A 17,736-nucleotide genomic window follows, 5' to 3' on the forward strand; every position below is an offset into this window, starting at 1 on the left:
CGTCAGCCTCGCCCGATCAGCCGCTGCGCCATGGCGTCGGCGACCGCCGCCGGGTCGCGGCCCGAAGTTTCGCTCTCCGCCCAGATATGCTCGAGCCGCGTCGGGATGCCTTCAACCCGCTCGCGCACCAGTCTCTCATCACCGTCGCCGAGATATTCAGTGCAGACGTTGATGATACCGCCGGCGTTGATCACATAATCGGGGGCGTAGAGAATGCCGCGGGCGTGCAGCCGGGCGCCGTCATCGGGCGTCGCCAGCTGGTTATTGGCGCCGCCGGCGATGATCGGCACCCGCAACGCCGCGATCGTCGCGGCGTCGAAAATCCCGCCGAGCGCATTGGGACTAAACACGTCCGCTTCCAGCCCGAGGATATCGCTGGTCTCCACGACCTTGCCGCCGGTGATGTCGGCGAGTTTGTTGACCTTGGCCGGGTCGATATCGGCGATCGACAATTTTGCGCCTTCGGCCGCGGCGTGCAGCGCGACGCCGCTGGCGACGCTACCGGCGCCCTGAAGCGCGATGTGCAGGCCGGCGACGCTGTCCTTGCCAAGCTTGTAGCGGACCGCCGCCTTTAGCCCGAGAAACACGCCGAGCGAGGTGTGCGGGCCGGGATCGCCGCCGACTTCGCCGCCTTCGACCGGCAGCCCGGCGACATATTTGGTCTGCCGGTTGACCTCGATCATGTCCTTAACGCTCATGCCGACATCTTCGGCGGTGACGTAGCGACCGCCAAGGCTATCCACGGCCCGCCCGAACGCGGCCAGCAACTCGGGTGTCTTGGTCCGCGCGTCGTCGGCCAAAATGACCGACTTGCCGCCGCCCAATGGCAGCCCGGCCATGGCGTTCTTGTAACTCATCCCGCGCGACAGTCGCAGCGCGTCGGTGATCGCATCCTCGTCCTTGGCATAATGCCAGAAGCGCGCACCACCCGCCGCCGGGCCGAGATGGGTCGAATGGATGGCGATGATCGCCCGCAGGCCCGATGCCTGGTCATGGACGAAATGCAGGATTTCGTGCGCGTCATAATCGGGGAAGCGCCAGGGTGTTGACATAAGCGGGTGAATTCCAACCTTCAGACGAGCTGCCGAAATGGCGAAAAATGGGGCGATCGACGGGGCTTGAACCCGCGACCCTCGGTACCACAAACCGATGCTCTAACCAGCTGAGCTACGATCGCCACGGTGCGCCTGTGAGTGTTCCCCAAGCCGCGCGCGGTCCTTAAGGTCGGGGGTCAACGAAGGCAAGCTGGGGGGCCATCGGTCTTCGCACGCGCTCGAGCACGACCGACCAGCTAAGAACGCTAATTTAGCCCCTGCCTGCTGCCAGTCGCAATCCGGTAAAGTTACGGCTAGGAGCGAATCAGCTTGGTGGGAGAATGCGATGCCGGCCAGTCGGCGTTCCGCTACGGCAGCGATTGCCGGTGTTTCACTCCGCGACGCGTTGAGCGCCGCCGGACTCGGCGCGCACCTCGTTGCGCTGCTCGAAGAAATCCCGGCAAAGGCCGTGCAGATCGACCCGCGCCGGCCGTTTCGCGCCCCGGGTGCATCGCGCGACGAAGTCATCTTCGTGCGCTCGGGCATCCTGTGCAAATATAAGAACGACGGTAGCGGCCGTCGCCAAATCGTCGCGTTGCGTTTTCCGGGCGAAGGCATCCTGCCGCATGAAGGCCTTGCCGATTATGGCATCCAGGGCATCGTCCGCAGCGAAATCCTGGTCGGGAAAGCCGAGGACTTCGATCGCATCGTCAATACCAACCCCGAGCTGTGCCGTTTCTTCTGGCGCCTGATCCAGCGCAACGAGCTGATCAGCTATGAATGGCTGGTCAATTGTGGACGGCGAGATTCGACCGCCCGGGTGGCGCATTTGCTGTGCGAAACGGCGACCCGAAGTGGCTTGCGGGGTGAGCTCCGCCGGATGACCAATCCCTTCACCCAGCAGCAGATCGCCGACATTACCGGGCAGACGTCGGTCAACGTCAATCGCGTCTTCGCCGACCTGCAGCGCCAGGGCCTGATCGAGCGCAAGGGGCGCGAAATCCAGTTCTGCGACTGGGCCGAAATACGGCGCCTGGCGGGCTTCCAGCCGACCTATCTGGGGTAAGTTTCGAACCAGTCGAGACCCCTCTTTCCTGTCACCAATCTGTCACGACTGCGTCATTCGCGCGTAGCTTTTGCCCCCTAAATCGCGAGTCGTCGGACGGCGTTGGGCCGCCCACCAGGGGACTCAAATGAACCAGAAATTCACTTACGCGGCGACGCTGCTGGCGGCGGTATCGCTGCCGACCGCGGCCGAGGCCCGGACCCAGATGCGCGCGGTTGGCTCGTCGACCGTTTATCCGTTTGCGAAAGCGGTCGCCGAGCGCGTCGCCCGCGCCAATCCACGCCTTGGCACGCCGATTATCGAATCGACCGGCACCGGCGCCGGCATGAAGCTGTTTTGCGCCGGCGTCGGCGAGCGCTTCCCCGATGTCGAGGACGCTTCGCGCCGGATGAAAGCCTCCGAAGCGAAATTGTGTGCCGCCAATGGCGTCACCAAGATCACCGAGATCCAGGTGGGGATCGACGGGATCGCCTTCGCGACGGCGAAGAACACACCGCTTCAAAACCTTACCACGCGCGAAATCTACATGGCGTTGGCCAAAACGCCGTTCGGCAAGCCTAACCGGGCCAAGACCTGGAAAGATATCAGCGCCAAATATCCGGCCATTCCCATTCGCGTTTATGGCCCGCCGCCAACCAGCGGCACGCGCGACGCCTTGGGCGAGTTGATCATGTCCGCTGGCTGCGAGAGCAATCCGGGAATGACCGCTTTGAAGAAAAGCGACGAGAGCAAATACAAGGCCGTCTGCACCGGAATGCGCGAGGATGGCGGCTTCATCGAGGCCGGCGAGAATGACAACCTCATCGTCCAGAAGCTCGAGGCCAACGCCGGCACCATTGGCATCTTCGGTTACTCCTACCTCGAAGAGAATGCCGACAAGCTAAAGGGGCTCCAGATCAACGGGGTCTCGCCAACCTATCAGGCAATTAGCTCGTTCAAATATCCCGGCGCACGTCCGCTCTACGTCTATGTCAAGAACGCCCATGTCGGCGCCATTCCGGCGGTGCGTGCATTCATTGCCGAATTCACCAAGGAAAGCGCGTTCGGCGCCAACGGGTACCTGCTTCGCGCCGGACTCATCGCGGCACCTAACGCAATCCGCGCGCGTAGCCAGGCGGCGGCGCGCACGCTGGTGCCGCTCAACCTCGCCAGCCTCAAATAAATCTCGCCGTTCACAATGACAAAATGGGCGCCCGCCAATGTTTGGCGGGCGCTGGAGGCCTCCACAAAGAGGCCGGGGGAAAGGAAATTCCAATGATCCGCAAGACAGTTTTGGCCGCGCTCCTCGGGGGAAGCGCACTCATGTTTTCGACGACGGCTTCGGCCCAGGAGCCGCCGGCGGCCGCCCAGGAGCCGACCGAGCCCGATCAGTCCGACGCGACGGCTGACGCCGCCATCGCCGCGGCCACGCCGACCGACGACGCCGAAGCCAAGATCGAGCTGCTCCAGGCCCAGGTCGAAGCGCTTCAGGAAGCCCTGGAAGGCGTAAAGACGCAGATGGCCAAGGCCACGCCGACCTGGAAAGGCGGCCCGCAGCTCGAAGACAAGGATGCCGGCTTCAGCTTCAAGCCCAAGGGCTTCATGCAATTCGATGCCGGTTATGTCGGCTTTCCGAATGGCGAACGTCGCGGCACGCTGGGCGGATTGAACTTCGCCAACCTTGGCTTCAATACCCGCGCCCGCCGCATCGTCTTCGGCGCCGAGGGTACGCTCCCGGGCGGCTTCGGTTACAAGGCCGAATTCAACTTCGCCCAGGGCACGGTCGATTATGAGGACATCATCCTAACTTACGACTTCAAGAAAAGCCCGCTCCAGGTCAGCATCGGCAATTTCTACCCTTATTCGAGCCTCGAAACGATGACGAGCTCGCGTCTTGGCAGCATGCTTGAACGCGCTTCGTTCACCGATGCGTTCAACTACAACCGGCGCCTCGGCATCGGCGTCCAGCTATCGGACAAGAAAGCCGACAGCTACATCCTCCAGGCCGGCCTGTTCAGCCAGCCGATCAACGACACCAACTTCAATCGGACCGGTTGGCAAGCGTCGATCCGCGGCGTTTATTCGCCCATGCTCGGCAGCACCCGCCTGCACCTCGGGGCCAATTTCCAGCACCGCGAAAATGCCCGTGAATCGCTGGCCCAGCAATATCGTTCACGGCCGCTGACCCAAATCACCGACCAGCGCTTCGTCGATACTGGCAACCTCGCCGCCAAAAGCGACAACGCTATCGGCCTCGAATTTGCCGCCATCCACAAAAGCCTGCACGTCGCCGCCGAAGCGCAAAAGCTGTGGACCAAGGGCACGTTCACGCCGGCCCAAATCACCGCGTTCAATCTCGTGTCAAATACCAACGACACGATCCCGACCGGCGCGGTCGGGCTGAATGGCAACCCGAGCTTCACCGGCGGCTATTTCGAACTTGGTTATTATCTCACCGGCGAAACCCGCGGCTACAAGGGCGGCAAATGGGACCGGACCAAGGTGCTCAAGCCATTCCAGGATGGCGGCTGGGGCGCAATCCAGATCAACGGCCGCGTTGATTATACGGACCTGTCCGATGACGTCGATAGCGCTTCGTCCTCGGTCGCGGCGCCATTCTACGTCAACGGTGGCAAGCAGCTCGGCTTTCAGGCCAGCGTCATCTGGAACCCGATGGATTATCTGCGCTTCATGGCCCAATTCGGCCACGTCGACGTCACCGGCGGGCCGCGCGCGGCAGCGGTCGACCCGACCTCAACCCTGCCGGTCAACAAACGCAAATATGGCGTCGATACCGCCGCCATTCGCGCTCAGCTCGAATTCTAACGCCTTTCGGTCCCACTCCCCTCTCGAAAGGCGCCCCCTCGTCCCAATGGGCGAGGGGGTCTTTTTTTCCGCTTCATATGGATGGCTCCGATGGCCCGATACGCTACAGATCAAGCCATGGCTTCCGCCGATACCCAATCCTTGCTTGATGCACTCGACGAACCGGCGATGGCCATCGACCATGGTGTCGTTCGCCATTCGAATGCCGCGGCGCGAGAGCTGTTGGGGGTAGGCATCGATGGCAAGGACGTTCGACTGGCGATCCGCCACCCCCAGGCGCTCGAGCATATTCTGCCGGGCGCCGCCGGGGATGTGGAAATCACCGGCATCGGACAGTTCGGGCGGCCGTGGACCTTGTCGATTCGCGCCATTGACCAGGGCATGCTGCTCATTCGGTTGATTGACCGCTCGGCGGCGATCGCGGCGGAGAAAATGCGGGTCGATTTCGTCGCCAACGCCAGCCACGAGCTGCGCACGCCCTTGTCGACTATATTGGGTTATGCGGAATCGCTCGCCGACGATGCCGACCTCGACAGCGAACATCGCGCGAAGTTCGGTGCCATCATCCGCGGCGAAGCCAAACGAATGCTGCGGATCATCGAGGATTTGATGAGCCTGTCGCGGATCGAGGCGGTTCGTTTCGTCACCCCCGACGACCGTGTTTCGGTTGCCGAAGTGACCGCCAGCGCAGTCGAAAATGCTGGCCGGGGCGCCCAGCATTGCAGCATCCGGCTCGACGTTGAGCAACAGTTGCCGGCCGTCCTCGGCGATCGGGCCCAATTGCTGCAATTGGTCGACAATCTGCTCAGCAACGCGATCCGTTATGGGTGCGAGCAAGGCGAGTGCGTGATCCGCGTCGCGGCGAGTCGCGGTGACGGCTGGATCCGCCTGTCGGTCGCCGATAACGGACCGGGCATCCCGCGCGAGCATCTGCGTCGGGTGACCGAGCGCTTCTATCGCGTCGACGCCGCGCGCAGCCGCGAATCGGGCGGGACCGGGCTCGGCCTGGCGATCGTCAAGCACATCGTCGAACGCCATAAAGGGACGCTCGAAATCCTCAGCACCGTCGGCGCGGGAACCGAAGTCCTGGTGCGACTGCCAATCGCGCCTTAGGCGATAGCGGCTGTCATAAATCTGTAACCTGATTGTCACGCTGGCGTCAGATGGCGCGGCTAAGGCGCCGGGCAATCGCTTCCCTTCAACAAGGAATTGCAATGACCAAATTCGTCCCCCTGATCGCTGTCACTGGATTGCTCGCCGCGTGCGGTAGCAATGGCGCCGACGGCGGCACCGGCCAGCAGATCAAGATCGTCGGTTCCTCGACCGTCTATCCGTTCACCAAAGCCGTCTCCGAAGGCTTTCAGCGGGCTACCGCTGGCACCACGGTGATTGTCGAATCGACCGGCACCGGCGCGGGGATGAAATTGTTCTGCGGTGGCGTAGGCGCAGCCTTTCCCGATATCGTCGATGCCTCGCGGCCGATGAAGAAAAGCGAATATGACGCGTGCGCGAAAGTCGGCGCCAAGTCGATCATCGAAGTCCCGATCGGGATCGACGGCCTGACGCTGATCGAAGCCAATGGCGCGACCCCGATGAACCTGACTCAGGCGGATATCTACCAGGCGCTTGCCGCCAATCCGTTCGGTAAGGGCGCCAACACCACGCAGACCTGGCACGACGTCAATCCGTCACTGCCGGCGATCAAGATTCGGGTGCTCGGCCCGCCGCCGACGTCGGGCACTCGCGACAGCCTGGCCGACCTTTATCTCGAAAAGGGCTGCGACACCGACCCGGCAATGAAAGAGCTGAAAAAGTCGGACGATGCCAAGCACAAGGGCATTTGCACCAAAATCCGCGAGGATGGTGCCTATGTCGAAGCCGGCGAGAACGACAATTTGCTGGTCCAAAAGGTCGCCGCCGACCCGGGAACGCTCGGCGTGCTTGGCTTCTCTTACCTTGAGGAAAATGCCGACAAGGTCCGCCCGGTGCGGATCGCCGGCATCGCGCCGTCCGAGCAGACCATCAGCGACCTCTCCTACCCCGGCGCGCGCAAGCTCTACATCTACATCAAGGGCGAGCATCTGGTGGCCAAGCCACGGCTCAAGGATCTGGTCGCGGCATACGCCAAGGCCTGGTCCAAAGGCGGACCGCTTGAGCGTATCGGCCTGGTCCCGTTCGGCGGTGCCGACGCCAGTGCTGCCGCGGCACAAGCCGCCGCGCTGACCCCGCTCGATCCGACGACGCTGAAATAAGCCACGGGCCGGGGGGCGTAATGTCGCTGACCATTGCGCTTGCCGCAGTGCTGGCCATCGCCGCCATTGCGGGTTGGCTCGGCTTCTCGCGCGCCGGTCGGCTGCGGGGCACGACCAGGCTCCATTCGCTGCCGATCTATCACGCCGCTTATGCGGCGATGTGGGCGGCCCTGCCCGCTTTGCTGTTCCTCGCTGTCTGGTCGCCAGTGCAGTCGCACTTCGTCGACCAAGCGGTGCTGGCAAGCCCCGAAGGGCGCACTTTGCCGGCGTTCGATATGCAGCGCGAATCGATTATGTCCGAAGCGCGCGAAATTGCCGGCGGCGAGCGCGATTCCGGGTTCAATCCCGAATCCCCAGCACTCGTCCCGCGCTTCACCGAAGCCGAAGCCCGCTTTGCGACCATCGGTGGTGGCATCGCCATCCTGCTCGCGCTGGCGGCGGCGGTGTTTTCCTTGCGCCGTGCCTCGCCGCAGTTTCGCGCCCGCACCGGGGTCGAGCGCTGGTTGATGGCATTGCTGATCGCCGCGTCCTTGATCGCCATTCTGACGACGCTTGGCATCCTGTTGTCGTTGATGTTCGAATCCTTACGCTTCTTCAAGCTGGTGCCGGTCAGCGAATTCCTGTTCGGCACCCAGTGGAGCCCGCAAATGGCGTTGCGCCCCGACCAGGCCGGGTCGTCGGGCGCGTTCGGCTCGATCCCCTTGTTCTGGGGCACGGTCTTCATCGGTGCCATCATCGCCATGATCGTCGCCATCCCGCTGGGGCTGATGAGCGCCATCTACCTCACCCAATATGCCCACCCGCGGGTCCGCACCTGGATGAAGCCGATGCTCGAGATTCTCGCCGGCATCCCGACCGTCGTCTATGGCTATTTCGCAGCGCTGACGGTCGCTCCTCACGTTCGCGATTTCGGCATTGCGATCGGCATCTCGTCGGCCAGTAGCGAAAGCGCGCTCGCCGCTGGCCTCGTCATGGGCATCATGATCATCCCCTTCATCAGCTCGATGGCCGATGATTCGATCGCCGCCGTGCCGCAAGCGATGCGCGACGGATCGCTGGCGATGGGCGCGACCAAGTCGGAGACCATCCGCAAAGTCGTGCTCCCGGCGGCCTTGCCGGGCGTCGTCGGCGGCGTGCTGCTGGCCGTCAGCCGGGCGATCGGCGAAACCATGATCGTCGTGATGGCCGCCGGCCTTGCCGCCAACATGACCGCCAACCCGTTCGCCAGCGTGACCACGGTCACCACCCAGATCGTCCAATTGCTCACCGGCGACCAGGAGTTCGACAGCGCCAAGACGCTCGCCGCGTTCGCGCTCGGCCTGGCATTGTTCCTGATTACTTTGGTCCTCAACCTGATCGCGCTGACCGTCGTCCGGCGGTATCGGGAGGCGTATGAGTAGCGCGGCCCCAGCACCGCGCCGGGCGGGACCGGCCCAGGATGCGCGATTGCGGCGGCGCTATGCGGCCGAGCGCCGGTTTCGCCTCGCCGGCCTGTTCGCGGTTGGCTTGTCGGGGCTGTTCCTGGCGTTCCTGCTGTCCAACATGGCGTGGAAAGGCCTCGGCGGCTTCACCCATTACGAAGCGGCCTTGCCGATCGATTTTCCAAGATCCGACCTGATCCTCGACCCCGCGGCGCTCAAGGGCCCCGACGCCAGCGAAGTCGTTGCCGGCGCGGACGTCGAAGGCGCCTTGTCGAAGGCCGCGAGCGGGGCCTTCGGGCCCGGCGCCGCGGAAATGTTCGGCGCGGCGGCGGAGCGGTCGCTGGGCCGCCAGCTGATTCGCGATCCCGACCTGCTGAACCGAAGCGTGACCTTGTGGCTGCCGGTCGGCAGCAAGGTCGATGTCGCGGCCAAGCAAGGCGGCAATGCCGCCACCGAAAGCCTGGTCCATCAGCTCCAGGCCAAGCACGCGCTGCGCCGCACCATCAACACCGACTTCCTCACTGAATCCGATGCGACGGACCCATCCGCGGTCGGCATCTGGGGGGCGCTCAAAGGCACGTTCCTGACCATCATGGTGACGATGCTGCTCGCCTTCCCGATCGGGGTTCTGGCCGCCGTCTATCTCGAGGAATTCGCCAGCCGCAACCGCTGGACCGACGCCATCGAAGTGTCGATCAACAATCTTGCCGCGGTCCCGTCGATCGTCTTCGGGCTGCTCGGCCTCGCCGTGTTCCTCAACATCATGCACCTGCCGCGCTCGGCGCCCTTGGTCGGCGGCCTGACGCTGGCGCTGATGACCATGCCGGTGATCGTCATCGCCGGGCGCAACGCGATGACCTCGGTGCCGCCGTCGATCCGCGATGCGGCGCTGGGCGTCGGCGCGTCCAAGATGCAGGTTGTGTTCCATCACGTGCTCCCCCTCGCCCTCCCCGGCATCTTGACCGGGACGATTATCGGCATGGCCCGCGCTTTGGGTGAGACGGCGCCGCTGCTGATGATCGGCATGCGCGCCTTCATCGCCGCGCCGGCCAATGGCATTACCGACCCGTCGAGCGTGCTGCCGGTGCAGATCTTCCTGTGGTCTGACGAGGTCGACCGCGGCTTCGTCGAGAAGACCAGCGCTGCAATCATCGTGCTATTGCTGTTCATGCTGTTGATGAACGGCCTCGCCATCTATCTTCGCAACCGCTTCGAGCAGCGCTGGTGACCAGGATGAAAGACAAGATGCCCCTTACATCGACGACTTCGCCGCCGAGCCCGTCCGTCACTTTGTCTGGCGACGAGAGTGAGGACGCTGTGCCGCGCGTCCCCAGTGTAGCGCTGCCCGCCGAAGAGCCAGTCACAGCGCCCGAGCTGGATTCCGGACGCACGCCCAAGATGCGCGCGCAGGGCGTCAGCGTTTTCTACGGTGACAAGCAGGCGCTGAATAACGTCTCGATCGACATTCACGACGACCGCGTGACCGCCTTCATCGGGCCGTCGGGCTGCGGCAAGTCGACATTCCTGCGCACCCTCAACCGCATGAACGACACTATCCCGACGGCGAAAGTGACCGGGCACATCGAGCTCGACGGCGAAGACATCAACAGCGCCGACATGGACGTGGTTCAGCTGCGCGCTAGGGTCGGCATGGTGTTCCAGAAACCCAACCCGTTCCCCAAGTCGATCTTCGAGAATGTCGCTTACGGACCGCGCATCCACGGTCTCGGGAGTTCGAAAGCGGAGCTCGAGCAGATCGTCGAGAAATCATTGAAGCGGGCCGGGCTTTGGGATGAGGTCAAGGACCGCTTGAGCGAAAGCGGCATTTCCTTGTCCGGCGGCCAGCAACAACGGTTGTGCATCGCCCGCGCCATCGCCGTCGATCCCGAAGTGATCCTGATGGACGAACCGTGCTCGGCGCTCGATCCGATCGCCACCGCCAAGATCGAAGAGCTGATCCACGAACTGCGCGGCCGCTATGCGATTGCTATCGTTACGCACAACATGCAGCAGGCGGCGCGCGTGTCGCAACGCACGGCGTTCTTTCACCTCGGCGAGATGATCGAGTATGGCAAGACCAGCGAAATTTTCACCAATCCTACGCAAAAACGCACGCAGGATTACATCACCGGCCGCTACGGCTGATCGGAGCGAGAGCCATGGAACAGACCAGCGGACATACGCTCAAGGCGTTTGATGAGGACATCGACCGGCTGCGCGCGCTCATCAGCCAGATGGGCGGGCTGGCCGAGCATGCGATCGGCGAGGCGATGCGTTGCCTGATCCAGCGCGACACCGAAGGCGCGCTGCGAGTGGTCGAGAATGACCGCAAGCTCGACGCGTTGGAAGTCGAGACCGAGCGCCGGGCGGTGCAATTGATCGCGCTCCGGGCGCCGATGGCCGGCGACCTTCGCGACGTCGTCGCCGCGCTCAAGATCTCCGGCGTCGTCGAGCGCATCGGCGACTATGGCAAGAACATCGCCAAGCGCGTCCCGCTGATCGAGAACGCCAACAAGATCGAGCCTATTTCGCTGCTCCCCGAGATGGCGCGGATCGCGACTTCCATGGTCCACGACGTCCTCGACGCTTTCGTCCAGCGCGACGCCGATGTCGCGGTCCAGGTGGTCGAACGCGATGCCGCGGTCGATGACTTCTACGATTCGATCTTTCGCGCCCTGCTGACCCATATGATGGAAAACCCTCACAACATCGGCCACGCAACGCATTTGCTGTTCGTCGCCAAGAATTTGGAGCGGGTCGGCGACCATGCGACCAACATCGCCGAGATGGTTTATTACGCAGCTACCGGCCTGCACCTGACCGACCGCAACCGCACCGACACAAGCGCCGCCTGACACATGGGCAAGAATGGCACCAAACGGTTGCTGCTAGTCGAGGATGATCGGGCGCTCGCCGAGCTAGTCAAATATCATTTCGGACGTGAGGGTTTCACGGTGACCAGCACCGCGGTCGGCGACGAAGCACTAATCCTGATCGATGAGGTCAAGCCCGATTTGGTCATCCTCGACTGGATGATCGAAGGGATCAGCGGCATCGAAGTCTGCCGCCGCCTGCGGCGTAGCCCGGCCACCGCCAATCTGCCGATCATGATGCTGACCGCGCGCGGCGAAGAAGACGACCGCGTGCGCGGGCTCGAAACCGGCGCCGACGATTTCGTCACCAAGCCGTTCAGCCCCAAAGAACTGATCGCCCGCGCCAATGCATTGCTGCGCCGCTCGCGGCCGCACCTGTCGGCCAAGAAGCTCGCCTATCATGGCATCGAGATGGACCTGGTAGCCCACCGCGTCCGCCGCGACGGCAAGCCGGTTGCCCTCGGACCGACCGAATATCGATTGCTGCGGCACCTGCTGGAAAATCCGCAGCGCGTCTATTCCCGCCAACAGCTGCTCGAAGCTGTCTGGCCGCACAGCGAGGAAATCGAATTGCGAACGGTCGACGTCCATGTCCGCCGCCTGCGCCTCGCGCTCGCCTTGGGCGAGGAGTTCGACTTCATCCGGACCGTTCGGTCCGAAGGCTACTCGCTGGATGCCGACGGCAGCGCCTGACCCATACGGAGGTATCATGAGCGACCGCGTCTATAACGTCCTCTTTCTGTGCACCGGCAACTCGGCGCGCTCAATCCTCGCCGAGGCCATTCTCAACAAGGACGGAGGAGGCCGCTTTCGCGCTTTCTCCGCCGGTAGTCATCCGAAGGGTCAAGTGCACCCGATGGCGTTGGCGGCCCTCGCCGAGGGCGGCCTCCCAACCCAGGGCTATCGATCGAAGGACTGGAGCGAGTTTGCAGCGCCAGGAGCGCCGCCGCTCGATTTCGTGTTCACCGTCTGTGACAATGCCGCCGGCGAAGTGTGCCCGGTTTGGCCGGGCCAGCCGATGAGCGCCCACTGGGGCATTGAGGACCCGGCCGCGGTCGAAGGTGAAAGCCAGGAGCGCGCATTTATGGCCGCGCTCCACGCGCTTAAACGCCGCATCGGTCTGTTCCTCGCTCTGCCCCTCGACAGCATCGATGAAATGAGCCTGCAACATCGCTTGCGCGAAATCGGAAACACCGCGGACCAAGGCCAGAATGCAGCCTGACCAACCGCCGCTTGGGCGCCGTCTTGCGGCGGAAGGGCTTGGCGCGTTCTTCCTGTTCGCGACCGTCATTGGCTCGGGCATCATGGCCGCAAAGCTGGCATCCGGGAACGATGCGATCGCGCTGCTTGGCAACACCATGGCGACTGGCGCGATGCTGTTCGTGCTGATCACGATGCTCGGGCCGATCTCGGGCGCGCACATGAACCCGGCGGTGTCGCTGGTCGCCGCTTCCCGGGGCGAGCTGAGCTGGCGGGACGCGACAGCCTATATCGCGATGCAGCTGGCGTGCGGGATATTGGGCGCCTGGGCCGCGCATTGGATGTTCGAGCTGCCGTTGCTGCAGCTGTCGGTCAAAGCCCGCACCGGCGGCGGCCAATGGCTTGGCGAAGCGATTGCAACTTTCGGCCTGATCCTGACCATCCTCGGCACTGTCCGCTTCCGGCCCCAGGCGGTGGCGGCCAGCGTCGCGCTGTACATCACCGCAGCCTATTGGTTCACGTCATCGACCAGCTTTGCCAACCCCGCGATCACGATCGTGCGTAGCCTGTCCAATACCTTCGCCGGAATTGCGCCGCACGACGTGCCCTTGTTCATCGCCGCGCAGCTGTTTGGCGCCGCCTGCGCTGCGCTGGTGGCAAAAACTTTGTTCGATGGATCGACGACGGAGCGTGGTGGGCGCGGCAAGGATTGAACTTGCGACCCCTGCGGTGTGAACACAGTGCTCTACCACTGAGCTACGCGCCCACGCTCCCGACCAAAGATTTAACGCCGGAACGGGGCGCATAAAGCCGCCCTCGCCTGCTGTCTACATCAGCGTCGGTTTACGACTGGACAGCGTCCTTGAGCCCTTTGCCGGGGCGGAACTTGGGCTGCGAGCTGGCCTTGATCTGGATGGGCTCGCCGGTGCGCGGGTTGCGGCCCGTCGACGGCTTGCGCCGCGTGACCGTGAAATTGCCGAAACCGACCAGCCGCACTTCATCGCCGCGTTTCAGGGCCGACGTGATCACTTCGAGCATGGTTTCCACCGCGCGCACGGCATCATTGCGGTTAAGTCCCGCGCGATCCGCGACGTGACCGATAAGTTCCTGCTTGTTCATACGCTCGCTGCTCCCCGGACACTGGTGAGACTCGCACGCGCCCGACCAATGTCTTTAAGGCAAGACTCGGCGACGAAGTCAAAGGCTAGTGGCGAATCGGTGTCCCGGATTCGGGCACGGCAGGGGGCGCCGGAGGCTCGGCGGCATGCTCATCCGCGTCGGTCCACTCGATCGGCCGCATCGGTTCGGTCAGAGCCAAGGCCAAAACTTCGTCAACGTGACTGACCGGAATGATTTTCAGCACTTCCTTCAAGGAGGCCGGAATCTCGGCCAAATCCTTTTCATTCTCGGCCGGGATCAGCACGGTGGTGATGCCGCCACGCAGCGCCGCGAGCAGCTTTTCCTTCAGGCCGCCAATCGGCAAGACCCGGCCGCGCAGCGTCACTTCGCCAGTCATCGCCACATCACGGCGAACAGCAATGCCGGTCAGTGTTGAAATCATCGCCGTGACCATGCCGACGCCTGCGGACGGGCCATCCTTGGGCACCGCGCCTTCGGGCAAATGGACGTGGATGTCCTTGCGAGCGAAGATCGACGGCTTGACGCCATAACTGGGCGAGCGCGCCTTGACGAAGCTCATCGCCGCCTGGATCGATTCCTGCATCACTTCGCCAAGCTTGCCAGTGGTCTTGACCAGGCCCTTGCCGGGGACGGTCACCGCTTCAATGGTCAGCAGCTCGCCGCCGACTTCGGTCCACGCCAGTCCGGTGACCGCGCCGATCTGATCCTCTTCCTCGCCGACGCCATAGCGGTAGCGAATGACCCCAAGGAAATCGCCGAGATTGTCCTCGGTCAGCGCAACCGACGTGACCTTGCCCTCAAGGATCTGGCGAAGCGACTTGCGCGCCACTTTGGCCAGTTCGCGCTCGAGCGTGCGGACGCCGGCCTCGCGGGTGTAGTGCCGCATGATCCCGCGCAAGGCGCCGTCGCTATATTGGAGCTCTTCGGGCTTGAGGCCGTGCGCTTCCATCTGCTTGGGGATCAGGTGGCGCTTGGCGATCTCGACCTTCTCATCCTCGGTGTAGCCTTCGAGGCGGATGACTTCCATCCGGTCGAGCAACGCTTGCGGAATGTCGAGCGAGTTGGCGGTCGTCACGAACATCACGTCCGACAGATCATAATCGATCTCGAGATAATGGTCCTGGAACTTCGAATTCTGTTCGGGGTCGAGCACTTCGAGCAGTGCCGCCGCTGGGTCGCCGCGGAAATCGGTGCCAAGCTTGTCGATCTCATCGAGCAGGAACAACGGGTTGGAGGTCCCGGCCTTCTTGAGGTTGGCGATAACCTTGCCCGGCAACGAGCCGATGTAGGTGCGGCGGTGGCCGCGGATCTCGGCTTCGTCGCGCACGCCGCCCAGCGACTGGCGGACGAATTCGCGGCCCGTGGCGCGCGCGATCGAGCGGCCGAGCGACGTCTTGCCGACGCCCGGCGCCCCGACCAGGCACAGGATCGGCCCTTTCAACTTGTTGGTGCGGGCCTGGACCGCGAGATATTCGACGATCCGGTCCTTGACCTTCTCCAGCCCGTAATGGTCCTCGTCGAGAATCCCCTGGGCCTCGGCGATGTCTTTCTTGATGCGCGATTTCTTGCCCCACGGCAGGCCGAGCAAGACGTCGAGATAATTGCGGGCGACGGTGGCTTCGGCCGACATCGGCGCCATCGCCTTCAACTTCTTGAGCTCTGACGTGGCCCGGATACGCGCTTCCTTGGACAGACGGGTCTTGCGGATCTTGGCGGCCAGATCGACGAGTTCGTCGCCGCCTTCCTCGCTCTCATTGCCAAGCTCGCGCTGAATCGCCTTCAACTGCTCGTTCAAATAATATTCGCGCTGGGTCTTCTCCATCTGGCGCTTGACCCGGCTGCGGATTTTCTTCTCGACCTGGAGGACGCCCAGTTCGCCTTCCATAAAGGCGAACACCATTTCCATCCGCCGCACCGGGTTCAATTCGCTCAGCAGCGCCTGCTTGTCGGCGACCTTGAACGACAGGTTGGACGCGACCGCGTCGGCGAGCACCGACGGATTTTCGATTTCGGCCAGCTGAATCCCGGTTTCGGGCGGCAGCCGCTTGTTCAATTTGGCGTAATTTTCGAACTGGTCGATGACCGAGCGCATCAGCGCCTGCGATTCGGGACCCTCGGCAGGCTGCTCTTCAACGTCCTCGACCTCGGCTGTCATATAACCATCCCGCGGCACCAGATCGACCAGCTTGGCGCGCCGCAACCCTTCGACCAGCACCCGCACGGTGCCGTCGGGCAGCTTCAACAGCTGCATCGCGGTCGCCACGACGCCGAGGTCGTACAGCGCGTCGCGGTCGGGATCGTCCTCGCCCGGGTCGAGCTGGGCGACCAGGAACAATTCCTTGTCGGTCGCCATCGCCGCTTCGAGCGCGGCCACGGATTTCTCGCGGCCGACGAACAACGGGACAATCCGCTGCGGGAAGACAACGATATCGCGGAGCGGGAGAATGGGGAGCATGCGTGTCATGCGATCTATATGGGCGGCGGGTCTGCCGGGCGCAACAAATCCGCCAGAACAATCCCCAGAGTTCGCTCGCGTTTGGAACACATTGTATATGCGACAAGTCGCCGGACGGCGAATTAATCACTGATTCTGCTACCGTTCAGGTTTGCATGCTAAGCATTCCGGCATGACACAGGGTCCCATGAAACGCTTTCGCGTGTTGCTTGCCGTCGCCGCTCTTGGCGTCTCGGGATCGGCGCTGGCCCAGCGCGAGCAGCCGATCGAGCCGATCGACTTGCCGCCGAGTGTCGAGCAGGGCGTGGACATGATCTATATCGACCCCGAAATCGCGCCGAAGCTGCGCGAAAACGACGTCGCCTTGCACCAGATTTCCTTCGAGGAATGGGCCGGCGCGCCATATGATTTATTCCTGCCAGTCAACCCGATTTATACCGATTTGCGCCGCGGGCTGGTGCGCTACCAGCAGCGCTGGGGCGACCTTCCCCAGCTCAAGATTCCAGCCGGGCCGACGCTTAAACCCGGGTCGCAAGACGAGCGCGCCAGCATGTTGCGCGACCGCCTTGGCCTGCCGCCGGGCAACGGCTTCGACCCCGCGCTGGCCAATGTCGTCAAGGAATATCAGCAGGCGCATGCCCTCAAGGCCGACGGCATCGCGGGCGGCGGCACCATCGCCTCGCTCAACCTCGGCGCCAACTATTATGAGCGGCTGATTATCGTCAATCTCGAGCGCGCCCGGCGCTTGCCGCTGGCGACCGAAACCCATCGCTACATCCTCGTCGATGTCGGCGCCGCCCGGCTCTACATGTACGAGAACGGCAGACCCGTCGACAGCATGAAGGTGATCGTCGGCAAGGAGGAGACGGCGACGCCGATGATGGCCGCGCAGCTGCGCTACGCCAGCGTCAATCCTTATTGGAATGTCCCGCCGGAGCTGGTCATCAAGCTGATCGCGCCCAATGTGATCAAGCAGGGGGTCACCTATTTGAAAGACCGCCGCTACGAAGTCCTCAACGACTGGAGCGACGAAGCCACCGCGCTCGACCCGTCGACGGTCGACTGGCAGGCCGCCGCCGATGGCCGCAAGATCATCCGCGTGCGCCAGCTGCCCGGGCCGGCCAACTCCATGGGCAAGGTCAAATATATGATGCCCAACGACTTCGGCATCTATCTTCACGATACGCCGCACAAGGAGCTGTTCGCCGACGATAACCGGTGGGTCAGCAACGGCTGTATCCGGCTGGAAGATGCGCCGCGGCTCGGCGCCTGGCTGATCGGCGGCCTGCCCCAGCCCCACGATCCCGACCGGCCCGACCGGGTCGACCTGCCCGACCCGGTACCTGTCTATGTGACCTATTTGACGGTGGCCGCAACGCCGCAGGGCATCGCGTTCCGGCTCGATCCCTATCGGCGCGATCCGGCGGTCATCGCCCGCTACTTCGGCGAGCGCGACTTGGCGGCGGTAGCGGGAAATTAAGCGCGGTTAG

Annotated in this window: 16 protein-coding genes and 2 tRNA genes; 13 read left to right on the forward strand and 5 right to left on the reverse strand. The window is 63.4% G+C overall.

The annotated features are described in order from the left end of the window. Nucleotides 1-2 precede the first annotated feature (2 nt). Nucleotides 3-1,052, reverse strand: a complete 1,050-nt coding sequence (locus RMO25_RS00855; protein WP_309660703.1) for a Glu/Leu/Phe/Val dehydrogenase dimerization domain-containing protein — start codon at nt 1,050-1,052, stop codon at nt 3-5. A 48-nt stretch (nt 1,053-1,100) separates the two neighbouring features. Next, nucleotides 1,101-1,177 (reverse strand) — tRNA-His (locus tag RMO25_RS00860). Between the two features lie 203 nt (nt 1,178-1,380). Between RMO25_RS00860 and RMO25_RS00865 the strand changes: the two genes are divergently transcribed. The 12 genes from RMO25_RS00865 to RMO25_RS00920 all read left to right on the forward strand — a co-directional run bounded on the left by RMO25_RS00865 (nt 1,381) and on the right by RMO25_RS00920 (nt 13,364). Further along, nucleotides 1,381-2,100, forward strand: a complete 720-nt coding sequence (locus RMO25_RS00865; RefSeq protein ID WP_309660704.1) for a Crp/Fnr family transcriptional regulator — start codon at nt 1,381-1,383, stop codon at nt 2,098-2,100. Nucleotides 2,101-2,227: 127 nt separating this feature from the next. Next, nucleotides 2,228-3,262 carry a substrate-binding domain-containing protein gene (locus RMO25_RS00870; RefSeq protein ID WP_309660705.1) on the forward strand — a complete coding sequence of 345 codons (1,035 nt, stop codon included), beginning with the start codon at nt 2,228-2,230 and terminating at the stop codon, nt 3,260-3,262. A 92-nt stretch (nt 3,263-3,354) separates the two neighbouring features. Next, the gene (locus RMO25_RS00875) at nt 3,355-4,905 is read left to right on the forward strand and encodes a porin (protein WP_309660706.1); all 1,551 of its coding nucleotides are present in this window, start codon (nt 3,355-3,357) and stop codon (nt 4,903-4,905) included. Between the two features lie 117 nt (nt 4,906-5,022). Further along, the gene (locus RMO25_RS00880; RefSeq protein ID WP_309660707.1) at nt 5,023-6,018 is read left to right on the forward strand and encodes an ATP-binding protein; all 996 of its coding nucleotides are present in this window, start codon (nt 5,023-5,025) and stop codon (nt 6,016-6,018) included. Between the two features lie 101 nt (nt 6,019-6,119). Beyond that, nucleotides 6,120-7,157: a substrate-binding domain-containing protein gene (locus RMO25_RS00885; RefSeq protein WP_309660708.1), complete on the forward strand. Its 1,038-nt coding sequence runs from the start codon at nt 6,120-6,122 to the stop codon at nt 7,155-7,157. Between the two features lie 20 nt (nt 7,158-7,177). Continuing rightward, nucleotides 7,178-8,557: a phosphate ABC transporter permease subunit PstC gene (pstC, locus tag RMO25_RS00890; RefSeq protein WP_309660709.1), complete on the forward strand. Its 1,380-nt coding sequence runs from the start codon at nt 7,178-7,180 to the stop codon at nt 8,555-8,557. Then, on the forward strand, nt 8,550-9,806 hold the full coding sequence (gene pstA, locus RMO25_RS00895) for a phosphate ABC transporter permease PstA (protein WP_309660710.1): 1,257 nt from the start codon (nt 8,550-8,552) through the stop codon (nt 9,804-9,806). The genes pstC and pstA overlap by 8 nt, the downstream gene beginning before the upstream one ends. 170 nt (nt 9,807-9,976) lie before the next feature. Next, a complete protein-coding gene (gene pstB / locus RMO25_RS00900; protein WP_309660800.1) occupies nt 9,977-10,723 on the forward strand; it encodes a phosphate ABC transporter ATP-binding protein PstB in 747 nt (248 codons plus the stop codon). A gap of 14 nt (nt 10,724-10,737) precedes the next feature. Further along, complete coding sequence (phoU, locus tag RMO25_RS00905; RefSeq protein ID WP_309660711.1) at nt 10,738-11,433, forward strand: phosphate signaling complex protein PhoU; 696 nt, start codon at nt 10,738-10,740, stop codon at nt 11,431-11,433. A gap of 3 nt (nt 11,434-11,436) precedes the next feature. After that, nucleotides 11,437-12,144 carry a phosphate regulon transcriptional regulator PhoB gene (gene phoB / locus RMO25_RS00910; RefSeq protein WP_309660712.1) on the forward strand — a complete coding sequence of 236 codons (708 nt, stop codon included), beginning with the start codon at nt 11,437-11,439 and terminating at the stop codon, nt 12,142-12,144. A gap of 16 nt (nt 12,145-12,160) precedes the next feature. Beyond that, nucleotides 12,161-12,673 carry an arsenate reductase ArsC gene (locus RMO25_RS00915; protein WP_405051812.1) on the forward strand — a complete coding sequence of 171 codons (513 nt, stop codon included), beginning with the start codon at nt 12,161-12,163 and terminating at the stop codon, nt 12,671-12,673. Further along, nucleotides 12,663-13,364: an MIP/aquaporin family protein gene (locus RMO25_RS00920; RefSeq protein WP_309660713.1), complete on the forward strand. Its 702-nt coding sequence runs from the start codon at nt 12,663-12,665 to the stop codon at nt 13,362-13,364. Before RMO25_RS00915 ends, RMO25_RS00920 begins: the two co-directional genes overlap by 11 nt. Here the strand turns inward: RMO25_RS00920 and RMO25_RS00925 are convergent. The 3 genes from RMO25_RS00925 to lon all read right to left on the reverse strand — a co-directional run bounded on the left by RMO25_RS00925 (nt 13,343) and on the right by lon (nt 16,255). Next, nucleotides 13,343-13,417 (reverse strand) — tRNA-Val (locus RMO25_RS00925). The genes RMO25_RS00920 and RMO25_RS00925 overlap by 22 nt on opposite strands. A 77-nt stretch (nt 13,418-13,494) precedes the next feature. After that, complete coding sequence (locus RMO25_RS00930) at nt 13,495-13,770, reverse strand: HU family DNA-binding protein (protein WP_309660714.1); 276 nt, start codon at nt 13,768-13,770, stop codon at nt 13,495-13,497. 85 nt (nt 13,771-13,855) lie between these two features. Then, nucleotides 13,856-16,255, reverse strand: a complete 2,400-nt coding sequence (gene lon / locus RMO25_RS00935) for an endopeptidase La (RefSeq protein ID WP_309660715.1) — start codon at nt 16,253-16,255, stop codon at nt 13,856-13,858. A gap of 178 nt (nt 16,256-16,433) precedes the next feature. On the opposite strand from lon, the gene RMO25_RS00940 reads away from it, so the two are divergent. After that, on the forward strand, nt 16,434-17,726 hold the full coding sequence (locus RMO25_RS00940) for a L,D-transpeptidase family protein (protein WP_309660716.1): 1,293 nt from the start codon (nt 16,434-16,436) through the stop codon (nt 17,724-17,726). Nucleotides 17,727-17,736: the final 10 nt, after the last annotated feature.

Origin of the sequence: Sphingomonas sp. (assembly GCF_031361285.1) — a bacterium.
In the GTDB taxonomy this organism is placed as follows: domain Bacteria; phylum Pseudomonadota; class Alphaproteobacteria; order Sphingomonadales; family Sphingomonadaceae; genus Sphingomicrobium.